Below are 364 nucleotides of genomic sequence, written 5' to 3' on the forward strand. Positions count from 1 at the left end.
TCCGAGATCATGTTCCAGATCCCGTTGTTGATGATCCAACCGAGGAGGGTGAGGTAATACTCCAGGTAGTCATTGGTCATGAAGGTCATGCTGCGCCTCCCGTGCGGAAGTAGGCTTTGCTGAATTCGATGAGCAGGACCAGCAACAGCACCAGGATCTCGATCCGCCGAATGCGCTGCCGCTCATGCGCGCTCAGTTCCTTGCGCTGCTTGAGCCGGAACCAGGCGATGGCCAGGGCGCAGTACAGCAGCGCCCGCCAGGCGAACAAACTCCAGTAGTTGCTTTGCCGCCAGGCCTCCAGGCCCTGGATGCCACCGAAGTGGTTCAGGGCGAAGAGGCTGAGCAGCGTACCGACCACTGCCAG

1 protein-coding gene is annotated in these 364 nt (G+C 60.2%); it reads right to left on the minus strand.

The window, feature by feature from the left end:
- Positions 1 to 85: 85 nt before the first annotated feature.
- Positions 86 to 364, minus strand: a 279-nt coding sequence (locus tag HMPREF2924_RS28875) for a hypothetical protein (protein ID WP_070700832.1), incomplete at its 5' end; no start/stop codon positions are given.

It is taken from the genome of Pseudomonas sp. HMSC063H08, from assembly GCF_001813645.1.
Lineage (GTDB): Bacteria > Pseudomonadota > Gammaproteobacteria > Pseudomonadales > Pseudomonadaceae > Pseudomonas > Pseudomonas aeruginosa.